Source organism: Fibrobacter sp. (genome assembly GCA_017503015.1).
Lineage (GTDB): Bacteria > Fibrobacterota > Fibrobacteria > Fibrobacterales > Fibrobacteraceae > Fibrobacter.
This window is the reverse complement of the sequence record JAFVTX010000030.1, coordinates 25,993-43,292: the sequence shown is the minus strand read 5'-3', so window position 1 is coordinate 43,292 and position 17,300 is coordinate 25,993. Positions and strand designations below refer to the sequence as shown.

Sequence of the window (17,300 nt, the reverse complement as noted above, 5' to 3'; positions counted from 1 at the left end):
CCCCCTCTCCTAGGGGGCCACCCCCTAAAACCCCCGCATCAGCGAAGTTTTTGTATGTTGGAATTTTATTTTTCCACCGTCAGCAAATCCTCGACCCAGGCGTCTCGTTTTTTGCGGAGGGCTTCCAGGGATTTGTCGTCGGCGCCGCTTTCAGTGCAAGTTTCTACAAGTTGCGTATAACTTAACAGAAGCTTTCCAGCCTTGGGATAGTCCGGCTCAAGCTGTTTAAGGGCGCTTTCAATGGCATTGTCAGAATATAGCCTAGAAATACCTTCTAGGCTGCGGATAATGTAGGATTCGCTGTTCCCCGCAATTTTGGCTTCCTCAGCCTCCTTGAACTCCAACGGGCGAATCTGGTCCACCCAGGCACATTGCTCCATATAGAGCTTGTCCCATTCAGCGAGGCTCTCCTTTTTGTCTGCCAGTGCCAGTTGCCGCTCCATCATGGGCTTATAGGACTGGACGTCTAAGTCTGACTTGATTTCTTTAAGAAAGTTTGCCAAATTCTGGAGGTTTCCTTCTGTAGGGTTGTTCAGCAGACATTCCTTCAATACTGCCAGCTTGTCTTTGGAAGGCAAGCTCTTGAATGCCTCCGTTTGGGCGTTGTTGGCCTTTACATGTGCCCAGAAAATACGGGCAAAGAGCAGTACAAAGAGCAGGGTTACAATTACGGTCCAGTTCATGTAGAGAATTATAGGAAAACGTAAATCCTTTTTAACAAAATATGGTGAAAACCAATTGTTTTGAGTCACGGAAAAAATGCAATACCCATTTTTTCGGTAAAAAATCGCAAAAAAGACTAACATGTGGGTCCAATATGGATTATATTTACACAGGTCATATTGTACCTATTGTATATAGGTGGAGATTGAGTTATATGAAAACAGTAAAATGGATTGCGGCTTGCGCTTGCTTTGCGGGTTCCGCTTTTGCTGCAGACGCCCAACTGGACATCGTGGTCCGCGACTTTAGTGTGGAACACCCGGACTTTGAGAACTTTTCGGAAGAGTTTGCCAGTACAGGTGACAACAATTACTGCGGTGGCCAGTGCGGCAACAAAATGTTGGCTGAAGCCGCGACCCTTGGTTGCGTGGGGTATGATCAGGCTTGGTACGATAGAGCGGCTTTCCACATGTCTTGTGGAAACCATCGTTCCGGTAATGGGTCTATGATTGGTGTCGATGGCAAGCCGATGATTGTAAACCCTCAGCTTCCGCCCTATTTGCAGCAGGTCAGTACTGGCCCTGCTCTGGAGTATGGCGAATGTGCTGACAAGACCCGTAACTACGCCAATGGTCAGAACTCTCCTCTGGAGTCTGTTAAGACGGCTAGCTGTGCTCAGGCTGGTGCTTGGGCCAACAAGGTTTACTATACCCCAGGCATGGTTCAACCACATCTGGTTTTCGATCCGAAAAAACCTGATGGCGAATATGATATGTACGATGGTGTACATATTCAAAAGCTTGCGGATTTGTGCGACAACGGAAATTTCCAGCAGTGGTACGAAGATGTGGAAGGTGTGAACTTCCGAATCAACAAAACATTGGATTTGCCTTCGGTGGGCCACAACCTTTATCAAGTGAATTACAACTACAACAATGGTGGTTACGCACCTTTGGATTCTGTCGTTAATGGCATTTATTCTGGTGTTCCGGCCTGTAATCCTCAGGTGCAGGTCAAGGGTGCGAACAACACCCCGATCAACCCCTCTTGTACTCAATGGGGGCCTCAGTCCTTGGCTATTTTCTGCCCGCCTTACAACTACCAGTATAAGGATGATCAGAAGGGAAAGGACGAGTGTGCTCGCTGGAAAGCTAACGGCGGTCCCAAGTCACCTACGGCAGCTCAGGCTGTCGGTGCAAATCAGTTCTTGCGCAACTATGCCTTCACTATGATGGGCTACGCTAAGTTCAAGTACAGGGCCGTCAACCAGGAGGGCGGTGGCGAAGTGTTTGAGTTCGTGGGTGACGATGACATGTGGATCTTTGTGGACGGCGTACTTGTGGTGGACCTTGGCGGTAACCACTTGGCCGCCCCCGGTGCTGTGAACATTCAGACCTTGGCCCAGAATAACCATGGTTGCCATGCTGGCGAACCTTTGGCTGACTATACAAACTGCACTGGCGCAAGCGATGCAACCGGTTGGGGCGAAGGCTCCTGGCACCACCTGCACTTCTTCTATGCAGACCGTCAGACCGATGGTTCTAATATGCTGATTCGTACCTCCCTTTCTGAACTGGCTCCTTCTAAGTATGGTCAGCCAACCATTACCGAAGCGCTTGCTACTATAGATGCGGGACAGTCCTCTATCTCTGTTACCATGAATACTAAGTTGGATGCTACAACGATGCAGGCTCTCCAACAGCAGGCTGCGGCTAATGCTGGTGTTCAAGTTGGTGGTAAGGTTGATCCGGCTTCTACAAGCTATTCCATGCTGGTTCGTCGTGTGGTGAATGGTCAGGAACAGGTGTTCGGCGTACTTCTGACGGGCGTTTCTGAGGTGGATAACGGAACAGGTGACATCAACTACGAATTTAAGGGCGTTCTTGTTGACGAGCAGGGCAACATTATCGGTAATATCCGTAATGGTGATGGCCTTGCTTTCAACTACACGGGACTTGAGGGTTCTGAAAACATGGTGTATCCGTATTGGAACACCCATGCTATTGATGTTGTGTCCGCTTCAGGTAAAAAGGTGGAAGGTTTCCCCGATGAATGGGCTAAGGTCATGCTGACGGTTAAGTATGAGGAAGCTGTTGTCCAGCAGGACAAGGCTATCAACCGTCCGGACTTTACGGCACAGTCTCAAAAGCTTACGAATCTCGCTGGTAGCGATGGCCTCCCGAACAATGCTACGGGCGAATTGAAGATGATTCCCATTACACCGGACATGGTGAATGGGGCCGACCCCAACAGCGTGAGCGCAGACTTGCAGAGAAAGTTTGTAGACGACCCGAGTCTCGGTTCTTACGCTACCTATGCGGGTAAGGATTCCAAAGAAGGGCTGTGTACCCATGCCCCAGGCGAAATCGATCCTTGCGTGACTTTTAACTTCCTCGTGATGCAGCCGTTCCGTGTGAATGTGCGCGTATTTGACCACATGGGTCATTTCGTGAGCCAGTATAGCCAGGAAATGGGAATTGATGAGTTTAACAAGGCTCTAGATGGAGTGCCCAAATACAGTGATGACTGTTCTGCAGACAACAAATTGCATGGTGCTGGAGCGATGCTTGTGGCCATGAAAATGTACCCCGTTGCTCAAAATGGTAGAAAACTTGGTACGGGCCCCTACATTTATCAGGTGACGGTTGTCCGTATTGATGGTAAGTATTGCGCTATTCAGGCGGGTGAACCAACCGAAGTGGAATTCATCTACACCCGTACCTCAGAGACGACCACTCGCGGTTACCACAGGGTTAAGAAGTAAAGTAGTGGTATAGAAACAATTGAAAATCCCCGTCAACGACGGGGATTTTTCTGTATCGTTGAGAAAAAAGAGAAGCCTCCGCTTAGCGGCGTCTGAAAGCCATTTGCTAATGCTGGCGCATTAGCGCCTTCTCTCGGCCATCTCTTTCTTCAAGATGTCCATGACGGCGCCCAGGTCTGCCGGGGCCTTGAACACGGGGTTCGCGAACTTGGAGCAGATATTCTCGAGCTTCTTTTCGTGGTAGCCCACCTTGAATTCGGTGAACTTGAGGCCGTGTGCCGTGCTGATGACGACCACGTTTTCTTCCTTGTCGATCTTGCCCGCGGCCACGAGCTTTTCAAGGGCGCCAAGGGCCACGCCGGTGTGCGGGCAGCAGTAGAGACCGATGCGGTCACCGCGGTGGGCGGCGTTCGCGAGTTCTTCTTCGGAAACACTCACGACCATGCCGTTCGTCTTCTGGATGGCGCGTACGGCCTTCGGGTAGCTGACCGGGTTACCAATCTGGATGGCGGAGGCAAGCGTCTTCTTCGCCTGCATCGGGACGAGCTTGTCGAAGCCGCGTTCGTAAGCCTGGTAGAACGGGTTAGCATTCTCGGCCTGGGCGACGATGATGCGCGGAATGCGGTCGATGAGGCCCATGGCCTTGCAGTCTTCGAAACCCTTGGCGAGTGCGCTCACGTTGCCGAGGTTTCCGCCCGGGATAATCACGGTGTCGGGCACCTTCCAGCCCATTTCCTGGCAGATTTCCGGAGAAATGGTCTTCTGGCCTTCCACGCGGAGGCTGTTCATGGAGTTCGCGAGGTAGATGCGGTTGTCGGCGGTGACCTGCTGCACAATCTTCATGCAGCCGTCAAAGTCGGTGTCGAGGGCCAAGACGATGCTGCCGTTAGAAATCGGCTGGATCAGCTGGGCGACGCTGGTCTTCCCGGCGGGGAGGAACACGATGCTCGGGATGCCGGCCTTGGCGCAGTAGGCGCTCAAGGCTGCGGAGGTGTCGCCGGTAGAGGCGCAGGCCACGGCGTCAATTTCGTGAATCTTTTTCTTGATAATGTGGTTCACCTGGTTCACGAGAACCGTCATGCCGATGTCCTTGAAGCTGCCCGTGTGGGAGTTGCCGCAAAGCTTCACCTTGAGGCTCTTGATGCCCATTTCCTTGGCCAGCGGGGCCGCGTCAAAAAGCGGGCTCCAGCCTTCGCGCATGGTGACGATGTCTTCGAGGGGCATGTCGGGGAGCACCATCTCGCGCTTGCTCCAAATACCGCTCATGTCGGCCGGTTCAAAGCTCATACGGCGTTCGGCAAAGAGCTTCTTCCATTCGTCGGGGCTCTTCTCGGCAAGGGCTGCACGGTCGTGCTCGACTTCGAGCAGGCTTCCGTCCACCTTGCTGCGGTAAATGACGTCGGTCAGCGGGTAGGTATCGTCCCCGTTGATGTTCCTAAAATGGGCGTTGAATTGGGCCATAATGTCCTCTTGTTTTTACGGCACAAATATAGTAAAATGGGGCTATTTTTCTATATTATATCCGTATTTTATGAATTAGACCAGGAGACCTGGGTGAAAAAGATTTTATTTGTTTACCTATTGTTGATGGCTTTAGCCTTGTCTGCTTGTATCTTTGACTCCGATGAGACTGTTATGACGGACTGGCTTTCTGACCAGGGAATTCCTGGTGGCTATAGTGTTCAAACATTGAGTGTCGAAAACCTGACGCCTCTTTCGTCAGAAGTTTTTTTGGACTCTGCCCCAAGTCTTGCAAATGACAGGGCCGTGCTTGGTAAAACAGCAAATATTTCCCATGATCTTGTTTTTGACATGGCTTTTTATGATTCCGTTTTCTTTGCGGATCTCAAAAAGTCTGATTCGGCTACGGCGTACATGTCTCTATATGTTTTAAGGCCTTTCTACTCATCTAAGTCTTACCCGGCTGATTCTCTGCCTTTAAATGAAGAATTGACTTTGAATGTTAGCTGGATACTTGACAAGGGCCCTTCTAAATCATTTGTAGATAGCGTTGGAGACATTTCTGATTCTTTGTGGCTGTCTAGCTTGTCGAAGTGGAAAGCAGATTCTTCGGTGGATATCTCTGTTTCGATTTCTGTTTCTGCTAAGGATTCGGTGATGAAAATATCGCTTCCTTCGGCATTGTTGACTGCTATGAAGGGTGTTTCGCGGGCCTGCCGCCTGCAGCTAAGATTGTCTGCTCCGGAGGCGGCAAGAACCTATCGTTTCTACGGAGCAGGGACATCGCTGTACCCAAAACTCTGGGTTTCTTTCCCCAAAGAAAAGAGCTATAATGAATACGATCCCTTCCGCATGGCCCATATCATCTCGAACAAGGAGTCATGTTCTGATTGCTTAGTTCTCCATGGCGGTATCTATGATTCTCTTGTTGTGGAATACGAAAGTGCTCCTATTATGAAAGCATTGTCCGAGTTTTATGGTGATGAGTTCCCTTATATGGCTGACGATGGCGATGATGTTCGCCAGACGGTGGTCCTTGCCCAGATGACTTATGCAAAGGATGACAGCCAGGGTTCAAACGAACTGGGACTGCCCATCCAGGTTGTGGTAGGCTCCTATACGGATAGCGCAGGCAAAAGCGTCCGCCAGATGGAGGCCTACAAGTTGAACAAGTCTTTGATTGCGTCCAAAGGTCACCCCAATATGGTTTTCTATGAAGGGGACTCTCTCACTCTGCAGGTGACTTACGGCCTTCGGGACTTTATCAACCGTGCTCGCGACGGCCGCACCTTCAAGATGATGATGCGTCTGGGTTACCCGGTCTTGCAGCCGAAGGATTCCTCGTATTCTGACCACGTGACCTCTAAGAAAGATACATCCTATGTATTTTTCTCCCATTTTGACCATGCCCGCTACGATTTCAGTTCCGTCATGAAGCAGCCCTCGACCTTGAAACTCTGGCTTGCAAACAAGAGGGGGGATAAGTAATGAAAAAGATTATCCTTATTCTCCTTGCTTTAGCCGTCTGCGGTTTCGCCTCTGTCATCGGTCTTGACGCTCTTGGCGAGGAGCAGGTGGCCGGCGGTATGGCGTCTACGGCGGGCCGCGGTTATGCCGGTGGTGCAAAGACGGGAGATGCCGAAGGTCTTTCGGTGCTGAACCCTGCCCGCAATGCATTCGATACCAAGGTTGTTTTCAATGTCAATTTCTTGATAGAAATGGTATCCTTGGAAAATCACGGGGATAATTTCGGGGTGAACAACATCACCATGCCCTCGTTCAACCTGTCGTTCCCTATGGGCGGCTTTGGTGCCATGGGACTTTCCCTGTGGCAGAGCTATGCGTCTAATTTGAACGAAGAAGTGAGCAACGGTAAGAATTCGCTGGAAACCACCATCGAATACCAGAGCAGTGTCTACGAGATTGTTCCGAGCTACACGTTCCGCCTGCCGGTCATCCGCAATTTCTCCGTAGGTGCGTCGGCCCACGTGGTGATGGGCAACTCCATACGCAAAATTTCTATGGGCCCGAATACGGAAGGGCTTTCTTCTGAAGATACTTGGGCGGTAAGCAATGCCGAAATTTCTGACTACGTGGATGGCACTTGGGAAATCAAGAACCATCCGGCATATTATACGGCCGCCTTGCAGTATCGCGGCCATCAGTCCTCGTTCTACTTCTCTTACACTACGCCCCATACCCTTTTGAACGAATTGGACTACAATTTCCGCATGAGCGAACTGGATACCTTGGCTCCTACCAAGAAATCCAGGGAAATCGATGTTCCTGCAATGCTTGCCGCGGGCATGAATTTCCGCTTTATGAAACGGAACAATGTGATGTTTGACATTGCGGCCCGCGGATGGGACAAGGATATCGAAAACATCGGTGGCAGTTTCAATATGGAATCTGTCACGGAAACCCAGAAAGATTTGTTGGTCGCTTTCGGGCTCCAACGCGATGGAAGCCCCATGTTCTATGACCCGTACCTGGATCGCATCACCTACCGTTTGGGAGGTTGGTACAAGACCTGGTATGTGAAGGATGTTTATGAACTGGGCGGTTCTTTGGGTGCTGGATTCCCTTTGGGCCGTAAGGGGACAACGTTGGATTTGTCTTTCCAGGGAGGAAAGCGTTTTGCCGATTCTGGCCGTGGGTGGGATGAAATCTTTTTAGGGTTCCGCATAGGCTTGATGGGTGTCGGCAACTGGGGTCAGACCCGCTAGAAGTTTTATTAAAGGAGGCTGAAAATGGCTGTCAAGAAAACAACTGCTGTAGCAAAGAAGGCTGCCCCGAAGGCATCTGCCAAGACTACGGCAAAAGCTGTAGAAAAGAAGGTCGAAAAGACCGTAAAGACTGCGGCGACCAAGGCTAAGGCCGCTGTGGAAACGGCAACGAAGAAGGTGGAATCCGCCAAGAAGACTCTGGACAGGTCCAAGTCTATCAAGAAGGTGGCCGAAGCCGTGAAGGCGACGGCAAAGGCCCTTGCCAAGGTGGCAAAGTCAGCTCCTAAGGCTTCTGAACAGACCGACGTGTCCAAGAACATTACGGCCAAGAAAGTTACGAAAGCGGCAGCAAAGGTGACTGCGAAGGCAACCGAAAAGGTTTCCACGGTCAAGGCTTCTGCAAAGCCCGTAACAAAGACGGCTTCTTTGGCCCAGTCCTACGACGCCGAATACCTGGTGCTCATGCAGAAGGACCCCAACTGGATGCAGGCCTTCTGGGATGTTTCCGAAGACCGTATCAAGCGTGCCCGCAAGGGTAAGGGCAAGCTGGTGCTCCGCCTGTTCAACATTTCTGGCGACCTGACGGTCAAGCGCAACAAGAAGCGCAAGTTCCACGATATCGAGGTGCCGGCCGATGCCCGCAGCTGGTATGTAGAGAACAAGGCTTCCGAAAAGACGGTGGCCGTGCTGGGTTTTGCCGCCGGCAAGAACTTTATGCCTCTCGTGGAATCTGCTCCTGTGCAGGCCTACTCTACGGACGGTTCCGAAGTGAACCTGAACGACGCCTTTGTCCGGGCCTCTTTGGGCGGTGCCGCCCTCGGCGGGTTCGGCAGCTCGGGCCTTTCCAGCATGTCTGCCAAGAACTGGCTTGAAAGCCTCTCTAGCTCTTCGGGCTCCATGTTCTCGGGCGCTCTTTCCAGTGCAGCCCTCAAGAGCAATAAGCTGGAACTCCCCAAGGATTCCGTGAACTACGGCAAGGACTTTTTCCTGTGGGTCAAGACCCGCCTGATCGTCTATGGCGGAACCCGTCCTGACGCTCACCTGCAGGTGCGTGGCGAACCGTTCCCCCTGAATCCGGACGGAACATTTAGCTTCGAAGAGGACCTGCCCGATTCTACGAAGATTATCCCGGTGTTCGCCACCGACAAGGACGGCGATTTCCCGACGACGATTGTTCCTATCGTGGTGAAGCGTACGGAGTAGTTCCCGCGAGGGTCGCTCCAAGGTCCGGCGTCTATGTCCGCCCCCGGCAAGATACACTTGCTGCTCCACGCGCACCTTCCTTTTGTGCGTGAGCCTGAATTTGACCGGTTCTTAGAAGAGAACTGGTTTTTCGAGGCTATGGCGGAAACCTACCTGCCCCTGATCCAGATGCTCTGGCGCCTGCAAGAGAAGGGCGTGCCCGGCACCCTGAACCTGAGCGTGTCTTCGGCCCTGCTTGCCATGCTTACCGACAAGCTCCTGCTGGAAAAGTTTACCCGGCATTTGCACAAGCAGCTGGACCTTTTGGAAAAGGAGCGTGTTCGCGCCCGCGGTGACGAAGCCTTGTCGGAGGTGGTGGATTTTTATTACCGTCGGCAGCTGGCCCTGATCAGCACTTGGGAAGGCCCCTGCGACATGGAAATTGTCCCGGTTCTTAAGGAACTGGAAGAACGGGGCAAGCTGACGCTCATTACCTGCGTTGGGACCCACCCGTTTTTGCCCGCCTACCAGTCAGATGTAGAGGCAATCCGCCTGCAGTTGGGCATTACCGTCCGCGCCTTCGAAGAGGCCTTCGGTCGCAAGCCCAGCGGGCTCTGGTTGCCGGAGTGCGGTTATTTCCAGGGGCTGGATTCCATTCTGGCTGAATTCGGCTTCAAGTATTTCTTCTTGGAGACCCATGGCGTGCTTTTGGCAAAGCCCGCACCCAAATACGGAGTATTTGCGCCAATAAAGACCCCTGCGGGGCTTTATTGCATGGGTCGTGAACAGAGCAGCTCTATGGAGGTCTGGAGCCGTAAGACAGGTTACCCTGGGCATCCGGAATACCGGGAATTCTTCAAGGATATTTCCCAGGAACGCACTCCCGAATACTTGGGCGATTACTTTATGGCGGGCAAGACTCCCATAGAGACGGGCCTGAAGTATTACCGCATTACCGGCAGCGAAGACAAGCAGATTTACCGCCCTTGGAATGCGCTCCGCCTGGTAGAGGATCACGCCCGCCTGTTTGTGGCGAACCGTGAAGCGACCGTTACCGAACTCTTGCCCCAGATGGATGGCAACAAGGTCTCCATCTTGTGCCCTTACGACGCCGAACTCTTTGGACACTGGTGGTTCGAAGGTCCCCTGTTCATCGAAAAACTGTTCGAGCGGGCCGCCAGTTCCCGCGTAGTGGAAATGGCCTCTCTAGAAGACACCATGCAAAGCTCTCCAGACCCAGATATTCATGACCCCATCTTTTCGTCTTGGGGCGAGGGCGGCTTTGGCGAAGTCTGGATGAACGACGAGGTGAGCTGGGCCTACCCGCTGTTTTTCAAGATGCGGGGCATGATGAACGACTTGAAAGCCAGGCAGAACAGGGCTCCCAAGGCTTTGGCCAGTTTCTTGAAACGCTGTTACGATCAGGTGGCTCGCGAACTGGTGCTTTTCCAGGCTTCGGACTGGGCGTTCATGATCCACAACAACTCTGCCGCCGATTACGCCAAGTTCCGCCAGAATACCCACTACAAGAACGCCTGCGCCCTTTATGCGGCGGCTACGTCAGCGCTGATGCTTGGCCGCAAGCGCTCCGGCGAAAGCATTCTAGAAAAGCTGGAAAAACAGGATAATCTATTCCCTTGGATTGGCGAGCTGGATTAACGCCCTTGCCGGAATCCAGAACCAGTCAGGCCTGAATTCCAATTCATAACACGCCTCGTAGATGGCCTTTGCTATAATGTAGGGCTTTAGTTCTTGCTGCAGGGCGTCTTCAGGAACATTTGCTGTTTTTGCATAGCCCCGGATAAAAGCATGTCGGACATTGTCCATGTTTATTTTGCTGACGGCTTCGGTGTAGGCGAAGCTGCGGATCATTCCCGCCACATCTACGGCGGGGCTCCGGAGTCCACGGCGGAATTCCAGACTTCTGGTAGGCTCTCCTTCGAAGTCGATAATCTTGAAATGCGCGTCGGGCGTCATCAGGACCTGCCCTAGGTGAAAGTCCCCGTGAATCCGTTGTGGCTTAAAAATGGCGCTTATGTTCGGGGCTGTTTCGGTCCAGATTTTTTGCAGGTGGGGGTGGATGACTTGAACGGCAGTCAACTCGTCATTCCCGGCAGCGTCCGGAAACCCCTTTGCGTCTCCAGACTCGTCATTCCGGGCCCCGACCCGGAATCTGGCTGCGTTTTGTTCTAAAAGCCTACTCAACCGTTCAATCGGTGGCATCTCCGAAGGCGCTTCGCATCCGTCCATTTCACGCAGGACCATGTGCATGCGGGCGGTCTCGCACCCCAGTTCGTAAGCCTTTTCAGCGGTTGGTTCCCGGGTGAAAACATCCCAGGCGTTTTGGGCGCCGGGGATGTGCTTTTCTAGAATCCCGAGAACGAAGGTCTTGCCGCTGTCACTGGTGTAGCGGCAAGAGGCAAGCAGTTCGGGGCTTCCCTGATAGCCCTGTTCGTTCAGGAAACGCAGAACTTCTTCTTCGGGATGGGCTCCGGCCTGCAGGCGCCTGAAAATCTTGAAGAACAGTTTTCCCGGAGCAACAAAAGAAGAATTGCTCTGCTCGGCAGAAATGGGTTTCAGCGATTCAAGGTCTTCCCGTCCAAATTTGCTGTAGGTTACAAACGAAAAGATTCCTTTCTTGCTTCTGAAACTCTTGGAACCTACGGTTTTCCCGAGGGCACGGTATAATAAGGGCCCAATAAAATCGTCATTTTCGGTGAGCAGGTAAAGGTCAGGTTCCCCTTCCCGAAATCGCAGGGATACAAGGGATATGGAGGCGTTGCCGATAGTGAGTTCGTCAATTTGTTCAACATGGGTGGGTGTGCGGCCCTTGCCCATGTACCAGCGCTTGCCGATGATGTCCTGCAGGTTTATCATTTGGTTGGAAGCTTTGGAAAGAATCCTCGTTTGCGCAAGGTAGAAAGAATTTTCAGCTGGTTTTCCAGAGGTTCTTTGTCAAAGCCTTCCAGCACGAATTCGGGGATTCTCTTCTGTGGACGGAATGCTGCGGGAACATCTTCCATGTCCCCCATTTGCCAGGCGGCAAGAAGCTTTGGGAGAAATTGATTCCAGGGAAATTTGTCAGCGGGGGTCAATATAAATTGGCCGGGCTTAAGACCGTCTCTGGATTCAATGAAGAGGGAACCATCCCTGCGGCACGAGGCCAATGCCCCTTGCCTTGCCACTCCGTTAGTGGCCGGTTGCGCTTCGATTTCCAATACCAGTTGCACGCTAGGCGGCCAGCAATTCCCGCTGGATTTGGGCGTATTGGTAGTTGGAAATGGAGGTAATCTTGAGTATCAAATCCCTAGCGACTCCAGCCCTGATCAGGGCTCTTGCGTAGTTCATTTTGTTCAAGTCCAGGTTTGTCATAAGGCACCTCGCTTTCCCATTTGTTCACTAATTTAGATTAATTTTATGACAAAAGCATGACAATTCCCCAAGTTATTTTTTTCTTATCGTCGAAATAAAAATCGATTTTAGCGGCATTAAAATCGTAACTTCTTGAATGCTATGAAGATAAAATTTTTGTCTTTTCAAACAGGAATACTCCACGTTGGAATATGCCTGTGATGTAAATCACTTACGAAAAATGTAAATGCTAAAAGATGGGAAAATCCTTACGGATTTTTTCCACAACAGATGCCGAAATTTCTGCAGAAACCACTTGTTCTTTTTTTGTTTCTGCCTTTACGATAATGTCTCCGTCGGGAGCGATGACCTGCGAATTACCGATGTAGGTGCCGTCGGCAGAGACGTTGTTCACCGCAAGAACATAAGCCTGATTTTCGATGGCCCGTGCACGCAGCAGTGTTTCCCAGTGTTCGTTGCGCACGGCAGGCCAGGAGGCTTGTACGGTAAAGGCTTGAACGCCGTTGGCTCTAGCTTTTCGAAATTCTTCGGGGAATCGCAGGTCGTAGCAGATGGATGTTGCCAGGGTAATGTCTTGGATTTTGAACAAAGTAATTTCTTTGCCGGGGGTGAAATTTTTTTGCTCCGGAAAGAAGGGGTGGACCTTGTCGTAGTAAAGCTGTTTGTCTGTTGCTTTTGCTGGGCCGTAAAGACAAATGCGGTTGGTAAAGCCGTTGTCTGCGCGGTGCATGCCGCCACCTAAGATGAAGCAGTCCGTTTCTTTTGCGAGTCCGCTCAGCATTTGTGCCGTTATGCCGCTACCCGTTTCGAAATCTTCGGCAAGTCCCTCTGCGCGTTCAGGAATGTACCCCGTGGCAAACATTTCGGGGAAAAGAATTAGGCTTTCGCGTATGGGCTTGGCTTCGAGTACTATACGCCTGGCCTTTTCCAAGTTCTTTTCTTTTTCTCCCGGAACGGATTCCATCTGTACGAGATAAACGCGCATGGCAGAAATGTAGTAAATAGGGGGTAGGGGCTAGGATTTAGGGACTAGGATCTAGGGGCTAGACTGTAGGAATAGGAAGCAGAGGTATGGGGTTAAGCAAGAGGCGTTTTTTTATATTTGGCATAAAATTCGGGTAATGAAATGTTGGGAGTGCAAAAATGAAAGGGTTGTTTTACAAAAGAATTGCTGCATTGTTGATTCTCGTAGTGGCAACGAATGTTTGTGCGATGCAAATTTTTGTAAAGATGCTGACGGGAAAAACTTTGACGTTGGAGGTGGAACCTAGTGATTCCATAGATGCGGTCAAGGTGAAAATTCAGGGAAAGGAGAACATTCCTACGGAGGAACAACGACTAATCTTTGCTGGGAAACAACTGGAAGATGGTCATACTTTGGCAGATTACAATATAGAGAAAGAGTCGACCCTCCACCTTGTTCAACGCTTGCATGGTGAAAGTTCAAGTTCTATGGATGATGCGTCCAGTTCTTCGCAAAACATTGAGTCAAGTTCTTCGGAAATAGCGGAATCCAGTTCTTCGCAAAACATTGAGTCAAGTTCTTCGGAAATAGCAGAATCTAGTTCTTCACAAAACATTGAGTCGAGTTATTCGGAAAGTGTAATTTCTAGTTCCTCTGAAAAAGGCGCAGGGTCTAGTTCGGGAAGTCGAGAGACGCAGACATTGTACCCCATGCCTGCTGAAGGCTTTGAAATTGTTGTTTCGGATAACATGTTGGTGGTAAATTCACAAGGTTCCGATGTCAGTATTCTTGTCTTTGACATGATGGGTAACTTGAAAAAGAGATCTCTTAATCATTCTGTGAGTTTTGAGTCCATCCCTTCTGGATTGTACCTTGTCCGTGTTTCTGTTGGGAATGTGACAAGGGTTCGGCAAATTTTGGTCAAATAGCAAGGCATTTTTTCTACATTGTGTCTTATGAACTTTAGATGGCTCTGGATTTTGGCCCTGCTTGCGGCATACGCTTTTGCCGCGACGCCTACGCCCATTGTGGGTGTGGTGGTGGATTCGGAGTCGGAACTGCCTATTACCGATGTGGAGGTGACTTACCGGTCTGGCAAGAAACTGGGGACCACTAATTCCGATGGCCGTTTCGAGTTTACGGTTGATTCCCGTAATGCGGCCCTGGTGTTCAAGAAGCCCGGTTACGACAGCGTCTTTGTAGAGTTGCAGGACTTTGCCGATGTGCTGGACATGGTGGTAAGCCTTTCGTCGAACCTGCGGGACCTGGGGGCAAGCACCATCGTCGGCGGCGGAGAACCTGAGAAGTGGGAACCGGTTCGTACCATTTCGGTGGACAAGCTGGAAGATGCGGCGGGCATGCGTTTCGATGTGACGGAACACCTGAGCCAGATGCCGGGAATCTCGGGCCAGAAAGATTTTAGCAGTGCTCTTTACTACGACGGTTCCCGTGCGGGGGACGTGGCTTACCACTTGGGCAGGCTCCGGATTCCCAACATGCGTCACCTGGATGTGGGCTTTCCCGGAAACCTTTCGGTAATCAACCCCCACATCTTGAGCGGGATTGAAGTTCATGACCATTACGGTTCGGGCCCAATCGGCCAGGGCCTTGCCACCTCTATCCAATACCTGCCCGAACAGACCAAGGGAGAGTGGGGGCTTAAGGGTGCCGTTGGCCTTACGGTGCAAGAAGTGGTGGTGGATGCCCCTTGGCTTTTCTGGGATAGTTTCCGTTTCGCTTTCCGTAGGCTGGACGGCGAGATGCTCAAGAACCTGGGCGAAAAATTCTTTACAGAATTCCGCAAGCGTGATGGCGACTGTGTAAACGATTGCCGGGTCAAGTCTTCGGACCCCTTCGACCTGACAGCCTTTGACATTTACGCCCAACTGAACGGTTCCGATTCCATGGGCAACACCTGGGCAATCCGCACCCTGTACAGTTCCGACGAATACAAAATCCGGCAAGATACTTCTACGGCCTACGACGAGGTAAATTCCATCGATATTATCGCGGGTGAGCAGAATTACCTGGTGTTGGGGGCGGAATACGCTTCCCGCTTTGGGACCAGCGCCCACGCGGGTTTTGTCCGGGAATACCTGAGCGATACCCTGCGGGATACCACCGGGTTCAAGACTCCTGCCGAGGGCGTCAATATGGACCAGGCTCAACGGTCCTTCATTGACGGTTACGACTATACCCACACTACCATTTCGGGTGGGCTGGACAAGAATTTCAAGGGGAATATTCTGGGCTCTAAGCTCAGCGGCGCTCTCCTTTACGAGCAGCACATTTTGGAAAGGAACTACTTGAATTTCGGCGAACAGTCCGACGACTACCAGACGGGCGTTGTTTCCGGAACGGGTCGTCTGGACTGGAAACGGGATTACTACCAGTACATTCTTTCTGCGGGAGCCGTGGCCGACGCCATGGACCACAAGGCCGCTCCTACGGCCTCGCTGGACATGGAACGGAACTTGTCGGGAGCGGATACCGCCTACTGGCGCCTGTTCGGAAACGCCGCCTACCGCAGCGACTGGAAACCCTACTACGACAAGGGCGACCTGACGGGCCGTCTAGAATCGGGAACCTCTGCCAAGTTGGGTCTCGGTTACCGTTCCAAGTACCTGGATGTGCAGGCTTCTGGTTTTGGCCGTTACTATCCTGATCCGCTGCTGCCCATGCCTAAGGCCTACGCTCAGTACGAAGACGTGACCGACGTGGATTTCGCCTGGGTCTTTGGCGGCGGTGCCAAGATGGAGTGGAAAACATCCCACCATTTCTCCATGTCCACCAATATCAGTTCCGTCTATGGCGAATACGAACTGGAAGGCTCTGGCAATTCCCTCCCGTGGGAGGCGAACTCCCGACTGGACGTGGTTTCTCATTTCCGTTATTACCCCCGCAAGGACTCCCTGGTTTCGGTCATCTTGACCCACCATGCTTTGTGGCACAGGCCCTTGTACTATTACCAGATAGAACCTTCCAGTGCCGATGGCACCAACGGCAAACGCAGGCTCAAGGACCTGAATGAATTTACGGACTTGTTCCGCACCGACTTGCGCCTGAATCTGGACCTGATGACTTCGAAGTATTTCTTCAGGAGTGCCCGGTTCTACCTGGAAGTGGACAACATCTTTGCCAAGCTGGATGTGCCCGCTCTCAAGTTCTTGGGCGGCGAGAACGCCCGTGAGCGTTCTTGGGTGACCAGGGATGCCGATGGCGATTCCAACGACGGTTACGACCTGGTTCCCTTTATGGCGAAAGGCATGGGACTTTACTTGCAGTTCGGCGTAGAAGTGCAGCTGGGAATATAATGGTGCGAAAATGTGTAGTGTGAAATGGGTGGTGAGTTGTGAGTAATGAGTTATGAGTTGCAAGTTTTGAAAAAGACGTTATTTCTGTCTGTTTTTCTCTTATGTGCTGTAGCTTTTGCTCACGAGACGGATTCCTTGTTCGTGCCGCCCAAGCCCGAAAAGCCCCTGCGTTTCTGTTCTTCGGTCAAGAAGTGGATTGAATTTGCCACTACGGATTCCAATATGGTAGAAATCACCCGCCTGAAAGGGCTCCGCATGGACTTGCGGTATGGCACTTTCAACAACGTGACGGGACACGATTTGTATTGCGGAGTGCAGCGGGCTTTTGTCCATAAAGACGCCCTGCCGAAGCTCAAACGGGCCATCAAGATTATGGAGAAGGAAATGCCGGGCTCTGTGCTGGTGATTTTCGATGCCTCCCGCCCTCTGTATGCCCAGTCGGCCTTGAAACGTACGGTGGCAGGCACGCCCTATTCTAACTATGTGTCATCTGGCGTTACCGGCGGGCTCCACAATTATGGACTTGCACTGGACCTGAGCATCACCGATGCCGAAGGGAACCTGCTGGACATGGGAACGGACTTTGATTCCTTTGAGCGGTGCGCAGGCGAGGTAGGGGAGGCGGATGCCCTGCAAAGCGGTCGCCTTACGGAACAACAGGTAAACAACCGCAAGATTTTGCGCTCTATTATGCTTCGAGCGGGTTGGGTTCCTCTAAGTAGCGAATGGTGGCATTTTAACGCCTATACGCGGGCCTACACCAAGGAAAACTATTCGCTTTTTCCGCTGTAAAAGACCGTTCGCGCTAAAATCAGGGACAGTCTCTCCGGTTTGCGCTCACTCTCGCCTTCACA

General features: G+C 51.7%; 13 protein-coding genes. 8 read left to right on the top strand and 5 right to left on the bottom strand.

All coding sequences use genetic code 11. The features are described from left to right. Positions 1–65: 65 nt before the first annotated feature. The gene (locus IKB43_05740; protein ID MBR2469640.1) at positions 66–683 is read right to left on the bottom strand and encodes a hypothetical protein; all 618 of its coding nucleotides are present in this window, start codon (positions 681–683) and stop codon (positions 66–68) included. Positions 684–877: 194 nt separating this feature from the next. On the opposite strand from IKB43_05740, the gene IKB43_05735 reads away from it, so the two are divergent. Then, positions 878–3,427 carry a fibro-slime domain-containing protein gene (locus tag IKB43_05735; protein MBR2469639.1) on the top strand — a complete coding sequence of 850 codons (2,550 nt, stop codon included), beginning with the start codon at positions 878–880 and terminating at the stop codon, positions 3,425–3,427. Between the two features lie 120 nt (positions 3,428–3,547). Here the strand turns inward: IKB43_05735 and thrC are convergent, their stop codons facing one another. After that, positions 3,548–4,888 (bottom strand): threonine synthase, encoded by a 1,341-nt coding sequence (gene thrC / locus IKB43_05730; protein ID MBR2469638.1) that lies wholly within the window; start codon positions 4,886–4,888, stop codon positions 3,548–3,550. Positions 4,889–4,981: 93 nt separating this feature from the next. Between thrC and IKB43_05725 the strand changes: the two genes are divergently transcribed. From IKB43_05725 to IKB43_05710, 4 genes are read left to right on the top strand one after another with little or no spacing between them, the layout of a single operon-like run. Then, on the top strand, positions 4,982–6,376 hold the full coding sequence (locus tag IKB43_05725) for a hypothetical protein (GenBank protein MBR2469637.1): 1,395 nt from the start codon (positions 4,982–4,984) through the stop codon (positions 6,374–6,376). After that, the gene (locus IKB43_05720; protein MBR2469636.1) at positions 6,376–7,614 is read left to right on the top strand and encodes a hypothetical protein; all 1,239 of its coding nucleotides are present in this window, start codon (positions 6,376–6,378) and stop codon (positions 7,612–7,614) included. Before IKB43_05725 ends, IKB43_05720 begins: the two co-directional genes overlap by 1 nt. Positions 7,615–7,638: 24 nt before the next feature. Continuing rightward, complete coding sequence (locus IKB43_05715; GenBank protein ID MBR2469635.1) at positions 7,639–8,817, top strand: DUF4912 domain-containing protein; 1,179 nt, start codon at positions 7,639–7,641, stop codon at positions 8,815–8,817. Positions 8,818–8,850: 33 nt separating this feature from the next. Beyond that, positions 8,851–10,455: a DUF1957 domain-containing protein gene (locus IKB43_05710; GenBank protein MBR2469634.1), complete on the top strand. Its 1,605-nt coding sequence runs from the start codon at positions 8,851–8,853 to the stop codon at positions 10,453–10,455. Here IKB43_05710 and IKB43_05705 read toward each other — a convergent pair. The 3 genes from IKB43_05705 to IKB43_05695 form a co-directional block, all read right to left on the bottom strand. Further along, positions 10,426–11,673, bottom strand: a complete 1,248-nt coding sequence (locus IKB43_05705) for a phosphotransferase (protein ID MBR2469633.1) — start codon at positions 11,671–11,673, stop codon at positions 10,426–10,428. The genes IKB43_05710 and IKB43_05705 overlap by 30 nt on opposite strands. Beyond that, positions 11,670–12,014 (bottom strand): hypothetical protein, encoded by a 345-nt coding sequence (locus tag IKB43_05700; protein MBR2469632.1) that lies wholly within the window; start codon positions 12,012–12,014, stop codon positions 11,670–11,672. Before IKB43_05700 ends, IKB43_05705 begins: the two co-directional genes overlap by 4 nt. Before the next feature lie 383 nt (positions 12,015–12,397). Further along, on the bottom strand, positions 12,398–13,153 hold the full coding sequence (locus tag IKB43_05695) for a nitrilase (protein MBR2469631.1): 756 nt from the start codon (positions 13,151–13,153) through the stop codon (positions 12,398–12,400). 158 nt (positions 13,154–13,311) lie between these two features. On the opposite strand from IKB43_05695, the gene IKB43_05690 reads away from it, so the two are divergent. From IKB43_05690 to IKB43_05680, 3 genes are all read left to right on the top strand, one after another. Further along, positions 13,312–14,061 (top strand): T9SS type A sorting domain-containing protein, encoded by a 750-nt coding sequence (locus IKB43_05690; protein MBR2469630.1) that lies wholly within the window; start codon positions 13,312–13,314, stop codon positions 14,059–14,061. 27 nt (positions 14,062–14,088) lie between these two features. After that, complete coding sequence (locus tag IKB43_05685; GenBank protein MBR2469629.1) at positions 14,089–16,446, top strand: hypothetical protein; 2,358 nt, start codon at positions 14,089–14,091, stop codon at positions 16,444–16,446. 222 nt (positions 16,447–16,668) lie between these two features. Continuing rightward, positions 16,669–17,238: a peptidase M15 gene (locus tag IKB43_05680; protein ID MBR2469628.1), complete on the top strand. Its 570-nt coding sequence runs from the start codon at positions 16,669–16,671 to the stop codon at positions 17,236–17,238. Positions 17,239–17,300: the final 62 nt, after the last annotated feature.

Bases quoted from the DNA above. Each gene is read 5' to 3' on its own strand.
- IKB43_05740 (MBR2469640.1), bottom strand. From the start codon at position 683: ATGAACTGGACCGTAATTGTAACCCTGCTCTTTGTACTGCTCTTTGCC.
- IKB43_05735 (MBR2469639.1), top strand. From the start codon at position 878: ATGAAAACAGTAAAATGGATTGCGGCTTGCGCTTGCTTTGCGGGTTCC.
- thrC (MBR2469638.1), bottom strand. From the start codon at position 4,888: ATGGCCCAATTCAACGCCCATTTTAGGAACATCAACGGGGACGATACC.
- IKB43_05720 (MBR2469636.1), top strand. From the start codon at position 6,376: ATGAAAAAGATTATCCTTATTCTCCTTGCTTTAGCCGTCTGCGGTTTC.
- IKB43_05715 (MBR2469635.1), top strand. From the start codon at position 7,639: ATGGCTGTCAAGAAAACAACTGCTGTAGCAAAGAAGGCTGCCCCGAAG.
- IKB43_05710 (MBR2469634.1), top strand. From the start codon at position 8,851: ATGTCCGCCCCCGGCAAGATACACTTGCTGCTCCACGCGCACCTTCCT.
- IKB43_05705 (MBR2469633.1), bottom strand. From the start codon at position 11,673: ATGATAAACCTGCAGGACATCATCGGCAAGCGCTGGTACATGGGCAAG.
- IKB43_05695 (MBR2469631.1), bottom strand. From the start codon at position 13,153: ATGCGCGTTTATCTCGTACAGATGGAATCCGTTCCGGGAGAAAAAGAA.
- IKB43_05690 (MBR2469630.1), top strand. From the start codon at position 13,312: ATGAAAGGGTTGTTTTACAAAAGAATTGCTGCATTGTTGATTCTCGTA.
- IKB43_05685 (MBR2469629.1), top strand. From the start codon at position 14,089: ATGAACTTTAGATGGCTCTGGATTTTGGCCCTGCTTGCGGCATACGCT.
- IKB43_05680 (MBR2469628.1), top strand. From the start codon at position 16,669: ATGGTAGAAATCACCCGCCTGAAAGGGCTCCGCATGGACTTGCGGTAT.